Consider the following 15427-nt stretch of genomic DNA (forward strand, 5'->3'; position numbering starts at 1 on the left):
GCGCGCCGGGTCCGCCCTGCTTCCCGTTGTCCTGCTCCTGGTCGCCATGGCGTCGCTGCAAGGCGGCGCCTCGCTGGCCAAGACGCTGTTTCCGGCGGTGGGGGCCCAGGGCACGGCCGCCCTGCGCCTGGGTTTTTCCGCGCTGATCCTGCTGCCGCTGCTGCGGCCCTGGCGGTTGCGCCTGGACGCGGCCGGCTGGCGCGTGGTGATCCTGTACGGCCTGGCGCTGGGCTGCATGAACCTGCTGTTCTACCTGTCGCTGCGCACCATTCCGCTGGGCATCGCGGTGGCGCTGGAATTCACCGGGCCGCTGGCGGTGGCCGTGCTGACCTCGCGGCGCTGGCACGACTTTGCCTGGATCGGCCTGGCCGCCGGCGGCCTGTTGCTGCTGATCCCCCATGACGCGGCCGCCGGGCCGCTGGACCCGGCCGGCGTGGCCTATGCGCTGGCGGCCGGCGCCTGCTGGGCGCTGTACATCGTGTTCGGCCAGCGCGCCGGCCTGCGCCACGGCACCCGCACGGTGGCGCTGGCGGCCACCGTCGCCGCGGCCGCGGTCCTGCCTTTCGGACTGGCCCACGCCGGCGCGGCGCTGTTCTCGCCGGCCATCATTCCGCTGGGGCTGGCCGTGGCCATTCTTTCCAGCGCGCTGCCCTATGCGCTGGAAATGCAGGTGCTCACGCGCATGCCGGCGCGCACGTTCGGCACCCTGCTCAGCCTCGAGCCGGTCTTCGGCGCCCTGTCGGGCCTGCTCTTTCTCGGCGAGACGCTCAACGCCACCCAGTGGCTGGCGGTGGCCGCCATCGTCGCGGCCTCGGCCGGCATCACCGCCACCGGCCGGCGGCGCGGCTGAGGCGGCAGGGCTGCCGGCCCATGGCCGGCACGCCGCCGGCGCGCATCGCGGTTACCATGTCCGATGGCGCCCCCCCATAGCCCCTCGCCTGGCTGCCCCGCGCCAGCGGCGGCCGCAAGGATCCTCGACGTGACCTCCGATACCGCCGCCGTCCCCGACAGTTCCGCCATCGCCTACCTGTACGCCCAGCTGCAGCGCTGGGTGCGCGCCACGCCGATCCTGGAGAGAAGCGATTTCGAGCCGGTGGCCGGCACGGCCGTCTGCTTCAAGTTCGAACTGCTGCAGGCCAGCGGCACCTTCAAGGCGCGCGGCGCCTTCTCCCACCTGCTGGCGCTCGACGATGCGCGGCGCCAGGCCGGCGTGACCTGCGTCTCGGCCGGCAACCACGCCGTGGCCGTCGCCTACGCGGCCATGCGGCTGGGCATGCCGGCCAAGGTAGTCATGATCAAGACCGCCAGCCCGGCGCGCGTGGCGCTGTGCCGCCAGTACGGCGCCGAGGTCGTCCTGGCCGAGGACGGCCCGCGGGCCTTCGAGACGGTGCGCCGCATCGAAAGCGGGGAGGGCCGCTACTTCGTGCATCCGTTCGATGGCTATCGCACGGTGCTGGGCACCGCCACGCTGGGCCACGAATGGCTCCAGCAAGCCGGCGAACTCGATGCGGTCATCGTGCCCATCGGCGGCGGCGGGCTGATCTCCGGCATAGCCACCGCGATCAAGCTGGCCGCGCCGCAATGCCAGGTCATCGGCGTCGAGCCCGAAGGCGCCGACGCCATGCACCGCAGCTTCGCCGCCGGCGGCCCGATCAAAATGGGCCCCATGCACAGCATCGCCGACAGCCTGATGGCGCCGCACACCGAGCAGTACACCTACGACCTGTGCCGGCGCCATGTCGACCGGCTGGTCAAGGTGGACGACGATGCGCTGCGCGCGGCCATGCGGCTGCTGTTCGAACAGCTCAAGCTGGCCACCGAGCCGGCCTGCGCGGCCGCCACGGCCGCGCTGGTGGGGCCCTTGCGAGAAGAACTGGCCGGCCAGCGCGTGGGGGTGCTGCTGTGCGGCACCAACACCGACCCGGCCACCTTCGCGCGCCACCTGGGCCCGGACTGAGCCCGCCCCCCTCAGGCGCCCGAGAGCAGGTCGCGCTCGTTGAGCAGGGCGTAGACGATTTCGGGATTGCGCTCGAAGCCGCGCCGGATGGCGGCCGGAATGGCCGCGCGGGTCTTGCGGCACAGGCCCGGCTGGGCGTCCAGCTCGATGGCGATGCCGCGCACGGTGCGCACGCCGCGCGCGCTGGGCACGATGCGCACCACCAGCCCCAGCAGGGCGTACATGCGCCCCTGCATGGCGCGCAGGTCATCCAGGCTGGCGAGGTTCTCGAGCCGGGACGTCAGCCGTTTTTCTTCCTCGCGGGTCAGCTTGAGGATGCGCAGGTCGCCCTGCGGGTCGGCCTGCAGGCGTTCGCGTTCGCACACGCAGGCGCCTGGCGGACAGGATTGGCGAAGGATGGGCGGGGCATTCATGGGAGCACGTCGGAACCGGGGCGCAAACCGCCCCATGCGCAGGATTCTACCGGCGATCGCGCCGGCGGCCCCGGCGTGCTGGTTTACCCTGATGCCGTCCGGCCTGCCGCTAGTCGCGCGTTTCCAGCAGCCGGTTGACGCGCAGCGCCAGCAGCGTGCAGGCCACGCCCGACAGCAGGTAGACGCTGACGGCCACTAGGCCGAAGCGCGCCGACAGCCCCAGCGCCACCAGCGGCGCGAACGCGGCGCCCAGCAGCCAGGCCATGTCGGCCGTGAGCGCGGCGCCGGTATAGCGGAAACGGCGGATGAAGTTGGCCGTCACCGTGCCCGACGCCTGCCCGTACGACAAGCCGAGCAGCGCGAAGCCGATCAGGATGAAGGCATCCTGCGCCAGCGGCCCGCCGCCCAGCAGCCAGGGCGTGAACAGCGCGAACACGCCGATCAGCAGCGCCATCAGGCCCAGCGTGGTGCGCCGGCCGATGCGGTCGGCCAGCCAGCCCGAGGCCAGGGTGCACAAGATGGCCAGCGCCGCGCCGGCGATCTGCACCACCAGCACATCGCTGCTCATCTGGCTGGCGCCGGCCGCGATCCACGACAGCGGGAACACGGTCACCAGGTGGAACAGCGCATAGCTGGCCAACGCCGCGAACGCGCCGATCAGCATGTTGTAGCCTTGCTCGCGCAACATCTCGGTGGTGCGGATCGGCTCCAGTTCGCCCTCTTCCATCAACTGGGTGTATTCCTCGGTCACGACCAGCCGCAGGCGCGCGAACAGCGCGACCACGTTGATGGCGAAGGCGACGAAAAAGGGATAGCGCCAGCCCCAGTCGAGGAAATCCTCGCGGCTGAGCGTCGAGATGAGGAACAGGAACAGGGCGCTGGCGATCATGAAGCCGATGGGCGCGCCCAGCTGGCCCAGCATGGCGTACCAGCCGCGCCGCCCCGCCGGCGCGTTCAGCGCCAGCAGCGATGGCAGGCCATCCCACGAGCCGCCCAGCGCCAGGCCCTGCAGGCAGCGAAACAGGCTGAGCAACAGGATCGCATACATGCCGATGGCGTCGTAGCCGGGCAGGAAGGCCATGCCGCAGGTCGCCGTGCCCAGCAGGAACAGGGCCGCGGTCAGCTTGGCGCCGCGCCCCCAGCGACGCTGCACCGCCATCGACAGCGCGGTGCCGAACGGACGCGCGATGAACGCGAAGGAAAAAATCACGAACGCCCACAGCATGCCGTCGAGTTCGCTCTCGAACGGAAAGAACACGCTGGGAAACACCAGCACGCAGGCGATGCCGAAGACGAAGAAATCGAAGTATTCGGAGGCCCTGCCGATGACCACGCCGACCGCGATCTCGCCGGGCGCCACGTGCGAGTGGCTGGCGCCGCCCGAGGAGCCCGGATGGGACGTTGCGGGGGCATAGCCGGGGTGCTGCGTGGTGGTCGCCATGTGATTGCTCGCTGGTCCGGAGGTTGAATTCGGAGGTCTGAATTCGCCTTTCTGCGTTCGTGCAATTCACCGCATGCGAAGCCGGGCAACGCCGCGCCGGGCCGCGCCATGACCCGCGCCGCCTGGGCGAAAAAACACCGCCACCGCACACTTTTACTCTTTTTACCCTAGATTTTTCGCGTCTTCCAGCGTAGCGTTCAGATTCATTTCCCACGGTTACGTTTCGGGGTAGGGCTATGCCGTTATTCCAAAGACTCCGCGGATTGACCATGCTGGGCGTGCTGCCCCTGCTTGCGGGATGCAATGCGGTGCTGCTTTCGCCGTCGGGCGACATAGCGCTGCAACAACGCAATCTCATCATCATCTCGACCGGCCTGATGCTGCTGATCATCGTGCCGGTGATCGCCCTGACCCTGCTGTTCGCCTGGCGCTACCGGGCCGGCAACACCGCGGCGCGCTACGAGCCGGACTGGAACCACTCGACCGTGCTGGAGCTGCTGATCTGGTCGGCGCCGCTGCTGATCATCATCGCCCTGGGCGCGCTGACCTGGGTCAGCACCCACCAGCTCGACCCGTACCGTCCGCTGGCGCGCATCGCCGATGGCCGCGACGTGCCGCCGGGCACCAGGCCGCTGGTGGTGCAGGTAGCCGCGCTGGACTGGAAATGGCTGTTCGTCTATCCCGAGCAGGGCATCGCCACCGTCAATGAAATGGCGGCGCCGGTGGACCGCCCCATCAAGTTCCAGATCACCTCCTCGTCGGTGATGAATTCGTTCTTCGTGCCGGCGCTGGCCGGCCAGATCTATGCCATGCCCGGCATGCAGACCACGCTGCACGCGGTCATCAACCACCCCGGCGAATACGAGGGCCTGTCCGCCAACTACAGCGGCGGCGGCTTCTCCGGCATGCGCTTTCGTTTCCATGGCCTGGACCAGGCCGGCTTCGACCAGTGGATCGCGCGGGTCAGGCAGGCCGGCGGCGCGCTCGACGGCAACGCCTACCTGGCGCTGGCGCAGCCGAGCGAGCGCGAGCCGGTGCGCCACTACGCCAGCGTGGCGCCCGACCTGTTCGCGCGCATCGTCGGGCGCTGCGTCGAACCGGGCCGCGCCTGCATGGACCACGGCAAACCGTCTCCCGCCAAGGCGCTGGCGACCCAACTGGCCGGGCAGGTATGCCGCGGCGAGCAGGACCTGGTGCTGTAGCGCGCACGCCGCCGGCGCGCGCGGGCTTTCATTCATGGCTCACGCGGAAATCGACATGACTGATCAACCGGACCAAACGCTGCTCCTCGGCCGCCTGAGCTGGGAGGCCATTCCGTATCACGAGCCCATCCTGCTGGTCACGTTCATCGTCGTGGCCATCGGCGGCATCGCGCTGCTGGGCGCCATCACCTATATGCGAGCCTGGGGCTACCTGTGGCGCGAATGGTTCACCAGCATCGACCACAAGAAGATCGGCATCATGTACGTGGTGCTGGGAATCGTGATGCTGCTGCGCGGCTTCGCCGACGCCATCATGATGCGGCTGCAGCAGGCCATCGCCTTCGGCGACAACCTGGGCTACCTGCCGCCGCACCACTACGACCAGATCTTCACCGCCCATGGCGTGATCATGATTTTCTTCGTCGCCATGCCGCTGGTGACCGGCCTGATGAACTACATCGTGCCGCTGCAGATCGGCGCGCGCGACGTGGCCTTTCCGTTTCTCAACAATTTCAGCTTCTGGATGACCGCCACCGGCGCGGTGCTGGTGATGATGTCGCTGTTCGTGGGCGAGTTCGCGCGCACCGGCTGGCTGGCCTATCCGCCGCTGTCGGGCATCCTGCACAGTCCGGACGTGGGGGTCGACTACTACATCTGGGCCTTGCAGATCGCCGGGGTGGGCACCCTGCTTTCCGGCGTCAACCTGCTGGTGACCATCGTCAAGATGCGCGCGCCGGGCATGAGGCTGATGCGCATGCCGATTTTCACCTGGACGGCGCTGTGCACCAACATCCTGATCGTGGCGGCCTTCCCGGTGCTGACCGCGGTGCTGGCGCTGTTGTCGATGGACCGCTACGTCGGCACCAACTTCTTCACCGCGGACGGCGGCGGCAACGCCATGATGTACGTGAACCTGGTGTGGATCTGGGGCCATCCCGAGGTGTACATCCTGATCCTGCCGGCGTTCGGCATCTTCTCCGAAGTGGTGGCCACGTACTGCCGCAAGCGCCTGTTCGGCTACGCCTCGATGGTGTACGCCACGGTGGTCATCACCGTGCTGTCGTACCTGGTCTGGCTGCACCACTTCTTCACCATGGGCTCGGGCGCGAGCGTCAACTCGTTCTTCGGGATCACCACGATGATCATTTCGATCCCGACCGGCGCCAAGATCTTCAACTGGCTGTTCACCATGTACCGCGGCCGCATCCACTTCGAAGTGCCCATGCTGTGGACCCTGGGCTTCATGGTGACCTTCGTCATCGGCGGCATGACCGGCGTGCTGCTGGCGGTGCCGCCGGCCGACTTCGCGCTGCACAACAGCCTGTTCCTGATCGCGCACTTCCACAACGTCATCATCGGCGGCGTGCTGTTCGGCCTGATGGCCGGCATCACCTACTGGTTTCCCAAGGCGTTCGGCTACCGGCTCGACCCGTTCTGGGGCAAGTGCTCGTTCTGGTTCTGGCTGGTGGGCTTCTACCTGGCCTTCATGCCGCTGTACGTGCTGGGACTGATGGGCGTGACACGCCGGGTCAACCATTTCGAGGACGCCTCGCTGCAGATCTGGTTCCAGGCCGCGGCGCTGGGCGCATTGCTGATCGCCCTGGGCATCGCCAGCTTCCTGGTACAGCTGGTGGTCAGCTATCGCCGCCGCGAAGCGCTGCGCGACGATACCGGCGACCCCTGGGACGGCCGCACGCTGGAGTGGTCCACCTCGTCGCCGCCGCCGGCCTACAACTTCGCGTTCACGCCGCGCGTGCACGATCTGGACGCCTGGTGGCAGATGAAGCAATGCGGCTACGTCCGCCCGCAGCAAGGCTTCGTGCCCATCCACATGCCCAGCAACACCTGGGCCGGCATCGTGCTGGCCGGGCTCAGCGGCGTGCTGGGCTTCGCCCTGATCTGGCACATGTGGCCGCTGGTCGTGCTGGCGTTCGCCGCGCTGATCGGCGTCACCATCGCCCATACCTTCAACTACCAGCGGGACCACTACGTAGCGGCCGAGGAAGTCGTCCGCTGCGAAGCCGCCCGCACCGCGCTCCTGTCCCGCCATGTCTGAGCCCACCGCCACCACCCTGCCCCCGCACGCGCCGGATCCGGAACGCCTGTTCTACGTCCCGGGCGAGCACCACCCGAAGAACGGCACCCTGCTGGGCTTCTGGGTCTACCTGATGAGCGACTGCCTGGTGTTCGCGTGCCTGTTCGCCACCTACGGCGTGGTGGGCCGCAACTACGACGGCGGGCCGACCGGCGCGGACCTGTTCGACCTGCCGCTGGTGGCGGTCAATACCTCGCTGCTGCTGCTGTCGTCCATCACCTACGGCTTCGCCATGCTGGAGATGCGCCGGCGGCGCCTGGGCGCCACCCAGGCCTGGCTGGCCGTCACCGGGCTGCTGGGCGCCGGCTTCCTGGGCCTGGAGCTGTACGAATTCGCCCACCTGATCCACCAGGGCGCCGGCCCGCAGCGCAGCGCCTTCCTGTCCGCGTTCTTCACCCTGGTCGGCACGCATGGACTGCACGTCACCTTCGGCATCGTCTGGCTGGCGACGCTGATGGTGCAGGTCGCACGGCACGGCCTGATCCCCGAGAACCGGCGCCGCCTGATGTGCCTGTCGATGTTCTGGCACTTCCTGGACCTGATCTGGGTCGGCGTGTTCACCTTCGTCTACCTGATGGGAGTCCTGCCATGAGCGAGCACACCCAGCACACGCCCAATCTGTCTCCCCCGCACGGCGCAGGCCATCACCACGAGGACGACGACGGCCCGCACGGCACGCTGGCGAGCTACCTGACCGGTTTCGTGCTGGCCGCGATCCTCACGGCGATCCCGTTCTGGCTGGTCATGGACGGCGTGTTCGCCAGCTCGCGCACCACCGCGCTGGTTATACTGGCGTTCGCAGTGGTGCAGATCGTCGTGCACCTGGTTTATTTCTTGCACATGGACGCCAAGTCGGAAAGCGGCTGGAACATGCTGGCGCTGATCTTCACGCTGGTGCTGGTCGTGATTACGCTCAGTGGCTCGATCTGGATCATGTATCACCTCAACACCAACATGATGCCCATGTCCGTGCATGACGTACGGAACATGCCTTGACACATCCCAAGCAGCAACACGCGGCCGCCGGCCGCGAACCGGTCCCGGCGCGCCAACCGCGCGGCGTGGCGACCCTGATCGTCCTGGCCGTGCTGGCGGCCGCGCTGTTCGCCGGCACCTGCGCGCTGGGCGTGTGGCAGGTGCACCGCCTGGCCTGGAAGCGCAATCTCATCGCGCAGGTCGAGACGCGCGCGCACGCGCCGGCCACGCCCGCCCCCGCGCCGGCCGACTGGTCCGGCCTGAGCAACGCCAATGCCGAGTACCGGCGCGTCGCCGCCAGCGGCACCTGGCATTACGCCGGCCAGACCCTGGTGCAGGCGGCCACCGAACTGGGCAGCGGCTATTGGGTCATGACGCCGCTGCGACTGGACGGCGGCGGCACGGTGCTGGTCAACCGCGGTTTCGTGCTGCCCGAATGGCGCCGCCAGCAATCGGCCGGCGACGCCGCGCGGCCGGACGCGCCGGCGCAGGTCGAAGGCCTGCTGCGCATGGGCGAGCCGGCCGGCGGGTTCCTGCGCGAGAACAAGCCCGCCGCGGACCTCTGGTACTCGCGCGACCTGCCCGCCATCGCCGCGCGCCGCGGCCTGGGCGAGGTGGCGCCCTATTTCATCGACGCCGACGCCGCCGCCGGCGCGCCGCGCAACCCCGCGCAGGCGCCGGTGGGCGGGCTGACGGTGCTCAGCTTCCCCAACAACCACCTGGGCTATGCCCTCACCTGGTTCGGCCTGGCCGCCATGGTGCTGGCGGGCGCGGGCATCGTCGCGCGCCACGAGCTGCGCGCGCGCCGGCGCGGGTGAACCTGGCGCCCGTCGTTTGCGCCCGGACGCCGCGCCTGCTCAAATAGCCTGCTCGGACATCCCCAGGAGACGCCCATGAGCACGGAAAAAACAGCCATCGTCACCGCCGGCGGCAGCGGCATGGGCGCCGCGGCGGCGCGCCGGCTGGCCGCCGACGGCTTTCGGGTCGCCATTCTCTCCTCCTCGGGCAAGGGCGAGGCGCTGGCCGCCGAGCTGGGCGGCCTGGGCATGACCGGCTCCAACCTGGAGCCGGCCGACCTGCGGGCGCTGGTCGACGCCACCCTGCAGCGCTGGGGCCGCATCGACGCGGTCGTCAACAGCGCCGGCCACGGCCCCAAGGGCGCGCTGCTGGAAATCGACGACGCCGGCTGGCACGCGGGCATGGACTACTACCTGCTGAACGTGGTGCGCATCGCCCGGCTGGTCACCCCCGTCATGCGCGAGCAGGGCGGCGGCAGCATCGTCAATATTTCCACCTACGCCACCTTCGAACCCGAGGCGGCGTTTCCGACCTCGGGCGTGCTGCGCGCCGGGCTGGCCGCCTTCGCCAAGCTGTACGCCGACCAGTACGCCGCCGACAACGTGCGCATGAACAACGTGCTGCCCGGCTTCATCGACAGCCTGCCCGAAAAGGAAGACCGCCGCGCGCGCATTCCGATGGGCCGCTATGGCCGCGCCGAGGAGGTGGCCGACCTGATCGCCTTCCTGGCCTCGCCGCAGTCCGGCTACATCACCGGCCAGAACATCCGCATCGACGGCGGCATCACGCGCTCGGTCTGAGCGCGGCCGCCCTTTCCCATCCGATCCGACCATGAGCACGCTCTATACCCTGACCCGCGGCGACGCGCCGCTGGTCGTCAACATCCCCCACGTCGGCACCTGGGTGCCGGCCGAACTGCGTCCGCTGATGCAGGCCGAGGCGCTGGGCGTGCCCGACACCGACTGGCACGTCGACCGCCTGTACGATTTCGTGCGCGCGCGCGGCGTCACGCTGATGGCGGCCACCCACTCGCGCTACGTCATCGACCTGAACCGCGATCCCGACGGCGGCGTGCTGTATCCGGGCGCCTCCAACACCGAGCTGTGTCCCACCACGCGCTTTGACGGCGGCCCGGTCTGGAAGGACGAGGCCGCCGGCCACCCGCTGCTCGACGTCGCGGCGCGCCGCCGCCGGTACTTCGACCCCTACCATGCCCAGCTGGCCGCCGAACTGGCGCGCGTGCATGCGCGCCACGGCTATGCGGTGCTGCTGGACGGGCACTCCATCATTTCGCACTGCGCGCGCTTTTTCGACGGCAAGCTGCCCGACCTGAACCTGGGCACCGCCGACGGCGCCAGCTGCCCGCCCGGCCTGCAGGACGCGGCCGCGCGGGCCTTGCAGGCCGACGGCTTCACCACGGCGGTCAATGGACGCTTCAAAGGCGGCTGGATCACCCGCCACTACGGGCGGCCGGCCGAGGGCTATCACGCCCTGCAGCTGGAAATGGCGCTGTCGGCCTACATGACCGAACAAGCGCCGTTCCATTGGCAGCCGGAGCGCGCCGAACCTCTGCGCCAGGTGCTGGAAACGCTGGTCGCGGCGCTGCTGGCCTGGCACGCCTGAGGGCGGCGGCGCGCGCCGCCTAGCCCAGCTCGCGATAGACTTCCTGCGCCACCTTCAGCAGCGCGTCGCGCTCCAGTTCGCCCGACAGGGCATAGCCGAACTTGCCCTCGACCCAGTAGAACACCCGCACCGGACCGTCCTGCGTAAAGCGGAACGCGGTCTGGTCGCCCTGCGCCTCGCGGGTCACGTACAGGGTCAGGCGCTGGCCCCCGGGCCCGCCGTACATGAATTGCGCCACCGGCCCCTGCCCCCCCGGCAGCAGGCGCCCGCCCATCAGGTGATAGCCGGCCGCCGCCAGGTTGGGCGCGTGCACGGCCGCGCCCAGGCGGCGCGTCAGCCAAGTCACCAGGGCCTGCTCCTGCTCGGCGCCCATCTCGACCGGCCGGCGCACGTCGGCCGCATAGACCGCGTGCGCGACCGCGGCGCGGCGCGCGAACACCATGCCTTCGGCCGCCGCCTGGCGCTGCGCCACGGCCTGGCGCGCGTCGAGCTCGCCGCGCACCAGCCAGGCGGCGCTGGCGCTGGTCACCGCGATCGCCACCCCGGCCGCCAGCATGCCCCAGCGATAGCGCGCCGGCGGCGGCGCCAGCGGCAGGCGCAAGGGCAAGGGCTCTTCCAGCACCGGGTCGAGCAAGGCGCGCAGGCCGGCATTCTGGCGCCGCCAGCCCTCCACCCGCGCATGCGCCTCGGGGTGGGCCGCCAGGAAAGCCGCGACCTCCGCCCGGCGCGCGTCGCCCAGCTGGCCGTCCGCATAGGCGTGCAGGTCGGCCTCGCCGATCGGCGCGCCGGGAACATCGAGAACGTGGAACGGGTGCTCGCTCATGTGGCTCTGATCCGCTGGACGGGACTGGCGGCAGGCGCCTCGGCCCGCGCCTGCAGCAACGCGGCCAGGCGCTCGCGGGCGCGCGACAGGCGGGACATGACAGTGCCTATCGGCACCTCCAGCACCTGCGCGGCCTCGCGGTAGGTGAACTCCTCGACGGCCACCAGCAACAGCACCGCGCGCAGGTCCGCCGGCAACCGTTGCAGGTGCCGGTCCAGGTCGCGCACTTCGAGCCGGTCGGCCTGGGTCGCGCGCACGGGCAGCTCCGGGATCTCGGTCTCGGCCCCGTAGTCGGGCTGGCGCTTCTGCGCCCGCAGGCTGTCGATGAATTGATTGTGCATGATGCCGAACATCCAGGCGCGCAGCTCCCCGCGCCGCTGCCAGCGCGAAAACCGGCCCCAGGCACGCTCCAGCGTGTCCTGGACCAGGTCGTCGGCCCGGTCGCGCTCGCCCGTCAGCCCGCGCGCGTAGCGGCGCAGGCTGGGGATGCAGGCCACGATCAGGGCCTCGTCTTCGGGGCGCATGCGCCGTCAGCCGCGCCGCGGCCCGGCCACCGCGCCCGGTCCGCGCGGCCTCACGGCTTGATCACGTGCCAGACGTTGTTCTTGTTGTCGCCCGTCATGTCGCCCGGCTTGGCGTCCGCGGCAAACAGATAGACCGGCTTGCCCTTGTAGGCCCACTGGCTGGACCCGTCGTCGCGCTTGACGACGCTCCAGTCGCCCTGGGCCTTGGCGTCGCCGGCGGCCATCAGGGGCGGCCAGTTCTTGGCGCATTGGTCATTGCAGACGCTCTTGCCGCCGGCGTCCTTGTCGAACGTATACAGCGTCATGCCCTTGGCGTCGACCAGCATCCCGCCCTTTTCCATGGCGGGCGCCTGGGCCAGGGCGGCCCCGGCGTAGAGGGAGGAAACCAGCAACAGTGCGGCGGTATGGCGGATGCTCATGGCGAATCTCCTGGTGAGGTGGGTACATCACCACTACAGACGATAACGCATGGCCGATTATTCCCGCCGGCCGGCGCCAGCCTCCATCCGGGGACAGACGCCTGGCGAAAAGCTCAGCGGAACACGTCCGCCAGCACGTCCGCCACCACCGCGGTGGCCAGCGCCACCAGGATCAGGTCCGAGCCGGCCACGCGCCATTCGTAGCCGGGATAGGCCGGCAGGCGCGCCAGCATGGATGGCGGCACGGCCTTCTTGGCGATTCCGGGCGGCAGCGGCTTGCCGCGCGCCAGGTTCTTGCGGATGCCCGGCGGCAGCGAGCCGTATCCGGTAACCCCGTACTCGACCGCGTAGCCGCGCGCCGTGGAAATCGTGATGCCGGCGTGGCGCAGTTCGATGCTGACGCCGCCGTCGCCGGAGCCCTTGCCGCTGTTGCCCTTGCCGTTGCTGCCGTTGTTGCCCTGGCCGCTGTTGCCTTTGCCGCTGTTGCCTTTGCCGCTATTGCCCTTGCCATTGTTGCCCTTGCCGCTGTTTCCCTGGCCGCTGTTGCCCTTGCCCTCGGGCGGCGCCGCCCAGGCCGGGACGGCCAGCGCGATCGACAGGGCGCACGCCAGCGCGGCGAAAACCGACGTTTTTTGCATCTCGACCTCTCACTCGCAAGAATGAAGCATCTATCAGTCGGGTGCCTGTCCCCGAACGGACAGGCACCCCGTGGACTCAATCGCGGAAGTTCTCGAATTGCAGCGGCAGGTCGACGTCGGTCTTGCGCAGCAGCGCGATGACAGCCTGCAGGTCGTCGCGCTTCTTGCCGGTGATGCGCAGCTTCTCGCCGTTGATCTGGCTCTCGACCTTGATCTTGCTGGCCTTGATGGCCGCGATCAGCTTCTTGGCGATGGCCTGCTCGATACCCTGCTTGATGGTCACTTTCTGCCGGGCGCCGCCCAGGTTTTCGAGCGGGTCGGCCACGTCCATGCAACGCACGTCTATACTGCGTGCAGACAGGCGCCCGCGCAGGATATCCAGCATCTGCCTGAGCTGGAACGCGCTGGACGCGACCTGGGTAACCACGTAGCCCTCCAGTTCGAAGCTGGCATTGGTGCCCTTGAAATCGAAACGGGTGGACAGTTCGCGGTTGGCCTGGTCGACGGCGTTGGTCAATTCGTGTTTGTCGACCTCGGAAACAACATCGAAGCTGGGCATGGCGCGGGTCCTGTAAAAAAGACGGATACATGATCGGCGGCACGGCCACGTGCGGCCGGCGCCAATGCCCGGCATTGTGGCATGAAACCCTCGCGGCCTGCTTTCCCCGCCTCACGACAAGGAACCCGTAATGCTCTATGCCAGCCTGAAATTCCTGCACCTGCTGTCCATCATCCTCTGGGTGGGCGGCATGGCGTTCGCGCACTGTTTCCTGCGGCCGGCCGTGGCGGCGCTGGAGCCGCCGGCGCGCCTGCGCCTGATGCACGACGTGCTGGGCCGGTTCCTGCGCGCCACCCAGTACGCGGTGCTGGTCGTCCTGGCCACCGGCGCCGTCATGATGGCGCAGGCGATGGGCGCCGGCCTGGGCCGTCCGCCCGTCGGCTGGCACGTCATGGCCGGCCTGGGCGTGCTCATGGCGCTGGTGTTCGTGCACGTGCGCTACGTGCTGTTTCGCCGGCTGGCCGGCGCCGTGGCCGCGCAGGACTGGCCGGCCGGCGGCGCCGCCATGGCGCGGATACGGGGCTGGGTGGCCTTCAACCTGGCGCTGGCCGTCGTGATCCTGGCCGTGCTGATGCTGGCCTGAGGCCGCCTCAGTCGCCCTGCGGCGGCGCGGCGGTCGGGTCCATGTAGACCAGCTCCCAGATATGGCCGTCGAGGTCCTGGAAACCGTGCTGGTACATGAACCCGTGGTCCTTGGCCTCGTTGTAGGTCTTGCCGCCAGCCGCCACGGCGCGCCGCACCATGCGATCGACCTCGGCCCGGCTGTCCATCGACAGGCACAGCAGCACTTCCGTCTGCGTGTGCGCGTCGCACACGGCCTTGGGCGTGAAGGTCTGAAAAAACGGCTCGACCAGCAACATCACGTAGATGTTGTCGTCCACGATCATGCAGGTGGCGTTCTCGTCGGTGAACTGCGGATTGAACGCATAGCCCAGTTGCTTGAAGAACGCGACGGACCGCGGCAGGTCCGCGACCGGCAGATTGACATAGATTTCGGTCGCCATGGTTTTCCTTGGTCGAACATGAAGGCATGCGCCGCGCGGGCTGCATGGCGGCACCCGCTACAGCTTACGACGACAAGGCGCGCCCGGCACCCCCGGGATTGCACCCAGATGACGATTCATGTCAGCGGCGGGGCAAGGCGCCGGCCGGGTTGACGGCCTTGCCGTCGCGGCGCAGTTCGAAATACAGATTGACCTGGCTGCTGTCGGTGTCGCCCATCTCGGCGATCCGCTGGCCCTGCGACACGCGCTGGCCCTGCTTGACCAGCAGCTTGCGGTTGTGCGCGTAGATGGTCAGGAAGCTGCCGTCGTGGCGCACGATGACCAGATTGCCGTAGCCGCGCAAGCCATTGCTGGCGTAGGCGACCGTGCCGCCGGCGGCCGCCACCACCGGCGTGCCGGCGCTGTTGGCGATGGTGATGCCCAGGACGCTGGAACCGTTGAAGTGGCGCGTGACCTTGCCGTCGGCCGGCCACACCAGGGTAATGCCGCGTATCGGCGCGGCCGGCTTGGCCGGCGCCTGGCCGGCGCTCTTGCCGGCGGCGCGCGGCGGCGGGCTGGCGCTGCCGCCGCTGCCCGGCGGCTTGACGCGCAGCAGTTGCCCCTTCTCGATGCGGTTGGCGTTGGCCAGCTTGTTCCAGCGCACCAGGTCGCTGACGCTCTGGCCGTGCTTGCGGGCGATGCTGTGCAGCGTATCGCCGCTTTGCACGCGGTAGAAAGCGCCGCCGCTGCCGCCCGAGGTCGATCCGCAGGCGGCCAGCAGCGCCAGCGCCAGCGCCGCCAGCAGCGCGCGCAGCGGGCGCCACAGCCGCCTGCCGGCCGCTGGGGGCTCGGATGGCTGGCGGAAACACGCGATTCGGGGCACTGAAAGAGGCGGCAAAACAGGGTCGGCGATGGGCGGCGCGCGGCGCGCGATGCCCAAGGGTACCAAGAAATTGCCCGATGCTGCGCTGCGCAAG

The 15427-nt window shown here is 69.3% G+C and carries 19 protein-coding genes; 10 read left to right on the top strand and 9 right to left on the bottom strand.

Annotated elements, in window-relative coordinates; translation table 11 throughout:
• The first annotated feature begins 46 nt into the window (after positions 1-46).
• Together CAL11_RS17690 and CAL11_RS17695 are read left to right on the top strand one after the other, a co-directional pair.
• Positions 47-850, top strand: a complete 804-nt coding sequence (locus CAL11_RS17690; protein WP_244172957.1) for an EamA family transporter — start codon at positions 47-49, stop codon at positions 848-850.
• Between the two features lie 120 nt (positions 851-970).
• Positions 971-1957, top strand: coding sequence for a threonine/serine dehydratase (locus tag CAL11_RS17695; protein ID WP_086094615.1), 987 nt, complete (start codon positions 971-973; stop codon positions 1955-1957).
• An 11-nt stretch (positions 1958-1968) separates the two neighbouring features.
• Here CAL11_RS17695 and CAL11_RS17700 read toward each other — a convergent pair whose 3' ends face one another.
• Both CAL11_RS17700 and CAL11_RS17705 read right to left on the bottom strand, forming a co-directional pair.
• Entirely contained in the window at positions 1969-2370 is a 402-nt protein-coding gene (locus CAL11_RS17700) for a hypothetical protein (RefSeq protein WP_086093672.1), read from the bottom strand.
• Positions 2371-2479: 109 nt separating this feature from the next.
• Entirely contained in the window at positions 2480-3811 is a 1332-nt protein-coding gene (locus CAL11_RS17705; protein ID WP_086093673.1) for an MFS transporter, read from the bottom strand.
• A gap of 236 nt (positions 3812-4047) precedes the next feature.
• Here CAL11_RS17705 and cyoA point away from each other — a divergent pair, with 236 nt between their 5' ends.
• The 7 genes from cyoA to hutG all read left to right on the top strand — a co-directional run bounded on the left by cyoA (position 4048) and on the right by hutG (position 10504).
• Positions 4048-5013, top strand: coding sequence for a ubiquinol oxidase subunit II (gene cyoA, locus CAL11_RS17710; RefSeq protein ID WP_080699642.1), 966 nt, complete (start codon positions 4048-4050; stop codon positions 5011-5013).
• A 55-nt stretch (positions 5014-5068) separates the two neighbouring features.
• On the top strand, positions 5069-7069 hold the full coding sequence (gene cyoB / locus CAL11_RS17715; protein WP_167382531.1) for a cytochrome o ubiquinol oxidase subunit I: 2001 nt from the start codon (positions 5069-5071) through the stop codon (positions 7067-7069).
• Positions 7062-7700, top strand: coding sequence for a cytochrome o ubiquinol oxidase subunit III (gene cyoC, locus CAL11_RS17720; protein WP_086093675.1), 639 nt, complete (start codon positions 7062-7064; stop codon positions 7698-7700). The genes cyoB and cyoC overlap by 8 nt, the downstream gene beginning before the upstream one ends.
• Positions 7697-8104, top strand: coding sequence for a cytochrome o ubiquinol oxidase subunit IV (cyoD, locus tag CAL11_RS17725; RefSeq protein WP_086093676.1), 408 nt, complete (start codon positions 7697-7699; stop codon positions 8102-8104). The genes cyoC and cyoD overlap by 4 nt, the downstream gene beginning before the upstream one ends.
• Positions 8101-8901 (top strand): SURF1 family protein, encoded by an 801-nt coding sequence (locus CAL11_RS17730; protein WP_086093677.1) that lies wholly within the window; start codon positions 8101-8103, stop codon positions 8899-8901. The genes cyoD and CAL11_RS17730 overlap by 4 nt, the downstream gene beginning before the upstream one ends.
• 75 nt (positions 8902-8976) lie before the next feature.
• Positions 8977-9681 carry an SDR family oxidoreductase gene (locus tag CAL11_RS17735; protein WP_086093678.1) on the top strand — a complete coding sequence of 235 codons (705 nt, stop codon included), beginning with the start codon at positions 8977-8979 and terminating at the stop codon, positions 9679-9681.
• A gap of 31 nt (positions 9682-9712) precedes the next feature.
• Positions 9713-10504 (top strand): N-formylglutamate deformylase, encoded by a 792-nt coding sequence (gene hutG / locus CAL11_RS17740; protein ID WP_086093679.1) that lies wholly within the window; start codon positions 9713-9715, stop codon positions 10502-10504.
• Positions 10505-10523: 19 nt separating this feature from the next.
• Here hutG and CAL11_RS17745 read toward each other — a convergent pair whose 3' ends face one another.
• From CAL11_RS17745 to CAL11_RS17765, 5 genes are all read right to left on the bottom strand, one after another.
• A complete protein-coding gene (locus tag CAL11_RS17745; protein ID WP_086093680.1) occupies positions 10524-11327 on the bottom strand; it encodes an anti-sigma factor family protein in 804 nt (267 codons plus the stop codon).
• Positions 11324-11851 carry an RNA polymerase sigma factor gene (locus tag CAL11_RS17750; protein ID WP_086093681.1) on the bottom strand — a complete coding sequence of 176 codons (528 nt, stop codon included), beginning with the start codon at positions 11849-11851 and terminating at the stop codon, positions 11324-11326. Before CAL11_RS17750 ends, CAL11_RS17745 begins: the two co-directional genes overlap by 4 nt.
• Positions 11852-11901: 50 nt before the next feature.
• Positions 11902-12270, bottom strand: a complete 369-nt coding sequence (locus CAL11_RS17755) for a COG4315 family predicted lipoprotein (protein WP_086093682.1) — start codon at positions 12268-12270, stop codon at positions 11902-11904.
• Between the two features lie 113 nt (positions 12271-12383).
• A complete protein-coding gene (locus CAL11_RS17760; RefSeq protein WP_086093683.1) occupies positions 12384-12908 on the bottom strand; it encodes an anti-virulence regulator CigR family protein in 525 nt (174 codons plus the stop codon).
• Between the two features lie 76 nt (positions 12909-12984).
• Positions 12985-13467 carry a YajQ family cyclic di-GMP-binding protein gene (locus CAL11_RS17765; protein WP_086093684.1) on the bottom strand — a complete coding sequence of 161 codons (483 nt, stop codon included), beginning with the start codon at positions 13465-13467 and terminating at the stop codon, positions 12985-12987.
• A gap of 130 nt (positions 13468-13597) precedes the next feature.
• Between CAL11_RS17765 and CAL11_RS17770 the strand changes: the two genes are divergently transcribed.
• Entirely contained in the window at positions 13598-14050 is a 453-nt protein-coding gene (locus CAL11_RS17770) for a CopD family protein (RefSeq protein WP_086093685.1), read from the top strand.
• A 7-nt stretch (positions 14051-14057) separates the two neighbouring features.
• On the opposite strand, the gene CAL11_RS17775 is transcribed toward CAL11_RS17770, so the two are convergent.
• Together CAL11_RS17775 and CAL11_RS17780 are read right to left on the bottom strand one after the other, a co-directional pair.
• Entirely contained in the window at positions 14058-14471 is a 414-nt protein-coding gene (locus tag CAL11_RS17775; RefSeq protein WP_086093686.1) for a VOC family protein, read from the bottom strand.
• Between the two features lie 121 nt (positions 14472-14592).
• On the bottom strand, positions 14593-15333 hold the full coding sequence (locus CAL11_RS17780; protein ID WP_244172828.1) for a peptidoglycan DD-metalloendopeptidase family protein: 741 nt from the start codon (positions 15331-15333) through the stop codon (positions 14593-14595).
• Positions 15334-15427 lie beyond the last annotated feature (94 nt).

It is taken from the genome of Bordetella genomosp. 6 (assembly GCF_002119705.1).
Classification (GTDB): Bacteria; Pseudomonadota; Gammaproteobacteria; order Burkholderiales; family Burkholderiaceae_B; genus Bordetella; species Bordetella bronchiseptica_F.

Excerpts from the sequence above, each read along its gene's own strand:
- CAL11_RS17745 (WP_086093680.1), bottom strand. The coding sequence starts at position 11,327 with ATGAGCGAGCACCCGTTCCACGTTCTCGATGTTCCCGGCGCGCCGATC.
- CAL11_RS17705 (WP_086093673.1), bottom strand. The coding sequence starts at position 3,811 with ATGGCGACCACCACGCAGCACCCCGGCTATGCCCCCGCAACGTCCCAT.
- CAL11_RS17750 (WP_086093681.1), bottom strand. The coding sequence starts at position 11,851 with ATGCGCCCCGAAGACGAGGCCCTGATCGTGGCCTGCATCCCCAGCCTG.
- CAL11_RS17690 (WP_244172957.1), top strand. The coding sequence starts at position 47 with ATGGCGTCGCTGCAAGGCGGCGCCTCGCTGGCCAAGACGCTGTTTCCG.
- cyoB (WP_167382531.1), top strand. The coding sequence starts at position 5,069 with ATGACTGATCAACCGGACCAAACGCTGCTCCTCGGCCGCCTGAGCTGG.
- cyoC (WP_086093675.1), top strand. The coding sequence starts at position 7,062 with ATGTCTGAGCCCACCGCCACCACCCTGCCCCCGCACGCGCCGGATCCG.
- cyoA (WP_080699642.1), top strand. The coding sequence starts at position 4,048 with ATGCCGTTATTCCAAAGACTCCGCGGATTGACCATGCTGGGCGTGCTG.
- CAL11_RS17765 (WP_086093684.1), bottom strand. The coding sequence starts at position 13,467 with ATGCCCAGCTTCGATGTTGTTTCCGAGGTCGACAAACACGAATTGACC.
- CAL11_RS17735 (WP_086093678.1), top strand. The coding sequence starts at position 8,977 with ATGAGCACGGAAAAAACAGCCATCGTCACCGCCGGCGGCAGCGGCATG.
- CAL11_RS17755 (WP_086093682.1), bottom strand. The coding sequence starts at position 12,270 with ATGAGCATCCGCCATACCGCCGCACTGTTGCTGGTTTCCTCCCTCTAC.
- CAL11_RS17775 (WP_086093686.1), bottom strand. The coding sequence starts at position 14,471 with ATGGCGACCGAAATCTATGTCAATCTGCCGGTCGCGGACCTGCCGCGG.
- CAL11_RS17770 (WP_086093685.1), top strand. The coding sequence starts at position 13,598 with ATGCTCTATGCCAGCCTGAAATTCCTGCACCTGCTGTCCATCATCCTC.
- CAL11_RS17760 (WP_086093683.1), bottom strand. The coding sequence starts at position 12,908 with ATGCAAAAAACGTCGGTTTTCGCCGCGCTGGCGTGCGCCCTGTCGATC.
- hutG (WP_086093679.1), top strand. The coding sequence starts at position 9,713 with ATGAGCACGCTCTATACCCTGACCCGCGGCGACGCGCCGCTGGTCGTC.
- cyoD (WP_086093676.1), top strand. The coding sequence starts at position 7,697 with ATGAGCGAGCACACCCAGCACACGCCCAATCTGTCTCCCCCGCACGGC.
- CAL11_RS17700 (WP_086093672.1), bottom strand. The coding sequence starts at position 2,370 with ATGAATGCCCCGCCCATCCTTCGCCAATCCTGTCCGCCAGGCGCCTGC.